Origin of the sequence: Micromonospora sp. WMMD736 (genome assembly GCF_049179015.1) — a bacterium.
Classification (GTDB): domain Bacteria; phylum Actinomycetota; class Actinomycetes; order Mycobacteriales; family Micromonosporaceae; genus Micromonospora.
Genome location: NZ_JBMHMI010000124.1, coordinates 1 through 1,633, shown reverse-complemented (window position 1 = coordinate 1,633; position 1,633 = coordinate 1). Strand labels below are relative to the sequence as shown.

Annotated in this window: 3 protein-coding genes; all 3 read left to right on the top strand. The window is 69.0% G+C overall.

What is annotated here, in order from left to right; translation table 11 throughout:
* A partial coding sequence (locus tag ACN269_RS34505) for an HAD family hydrolase (protein ID WP_421477496.1) occupies window positions 1-543 on the top strand: 543 nt, incomplete at its 5' end.
* Window positions 540-1,028 carry a PH domain-containing protein gene (locus tag ACN269_RS34500; protein WP_421477495.1) on the top strand — a complete coding sequence of 163 codons (489 nt, stop codon included), beginning with the start codon at window positions 540-542 and terminating at the stop codon, window positions 1,026-1,028. The genes ACN269_RS34505 and ACN269_RS34500, both read left to right, overlap by 4 nt.
* A 62-nt stretch (window positions 1,029-1,090) precedes the next feature.
* Window positions 1,091-1,633: PH domain-containing protein (locus tag ACN269_RS34495; RefSeq protein ID WP_421477493.1), on the top strand; the 543-nt coding region annotated here is incomplete at its 3' end.

Genomic DNA, 1,633 nt, shown 5'->3' with positions numbered 1-1,633 from the left:
CGCCACCCGCGGTTCGACCGGCCCTACGACCAACTCACTTACGAACCGCAGCAGCAACTGCTGACGTATCTGCGCGACAACGGATTCCGGACGTTCATCGTGTCCGGCGGCGGCGCCGACTTCATGCGGGTGTTCTCCCAGCGGGTGTACGGCATCCCGCCAGAACAGGTCGTCGGCTCCACCGGCTCCGTGACGTTCGAACTGCGCGACGGTGAGCCGGTGTTGGTGAAGGGCGCCGACCATGTGTTCGTCGACGACAAGGCAGGCAAACCGGCCGGCATTCACATGTTCATCGGTAAGCGACCGATCATGGCGGTCGGCAACAGCGACGGCGACCAGGCGATGCTGCAGTACACCACGATCGACAATCCGCTGCCCAGCCTCGGGGTGCTGATCCACCACACCGACGCGGAACGGGAGTACGCCTACGACGCCGACCCGCCGGCCTCGGGCACGCTGGTGACCGCCTTGGAACAGGCCGGACCGGCCGGGTGGACCGTCGTCGACATGCGCAACGACTGGAACCAGGTGTACGCCGAGTGACGGTGGCGCTGCGCGATCCGACCAACCCGCCGAGCCGCAAGGCGCCGTTGGTGTGGGCGTTGGGTGCGGCGGTCCCGTGGTTCATGCTGGTGATCGGCCAGCTGGTGTGGCTCGGTCTGGACGGCCGGTTCTGGTGGCTGCATCTCGCGGTGGGGCTGCTCACGGTGATCGGCGCGACGGTGTCGATCGCCGTGGTCCCGCTGTGGCGCTACCGGGTGCACCGCTGGGAGATCAGCGATCAGGCCGTGTTCACCCGCACGGGCGCCATCGTGCAGGAACGCCGGATCGCGCCGATATCGCGGGTGCAGACCGTCGACACCTACCGCGGACCGTTGGACCGGCTGTTCGGTCTGGCCAACGTCACGGTGACGACGGCGTCCTCGGCCGGCGCGGTGCGCATCGTGGCGCTGGACTCCGAGGTCGCCGATGCGGTCGTCGCCCAGCTCACCGACATTGCCGCGCTCGGCACCGAGGATGCGACGTGACCAGCGGTATACCCACGGCACCGCCCGCGGTATGGCACCGGCTCAGCCCGCGGATGTTGGTCGTGCACCCGGTGCACGAAGTGTTGCGCCAGCTTCCGCTGCTGATCGGGTCGGCGGTGCTGGGCTCGGCCACCGGCAACCCGCTGTGGTGGCTGGCCGCGATCGTGCTGACCGTCGCCATCGGCATCGCCCGTTGGTTCACCACCACCTTTCGCATCGATGCCGACGAGGTGCAGCTGCGCGCCGGCGTGCTGCAGCGCAAGGTCCTTGCCGTGCCGCGCAACAGGATTCGCTCGGTGTCCACCGACGCCCGGCTGTTGCACCGGCTGCTCGGGCTGACCGTGCTGCGGGTCAGCACCGGTCAGGAGGCCCGCGGGGATGCCGAGTTCGAGCTGGATGCCGTTCCGGTGCAAGATGTTCCGCAGCTGCGCGCCATCCTGCTGGCCGATTCGCTGGCCGTCGGCGCGGAGGATCTGAGCGTCGCTCCGGGGCGAGTCTTGGCGCGGTGGCAACCGTCCTGGCTGCGCTACAGCCCGTTGAGTTTCACCGGGCTGGCGATGATCGTCGCCGCGGTCGGCGTGGTCTATCAGGCGGGGCTGGGCGCC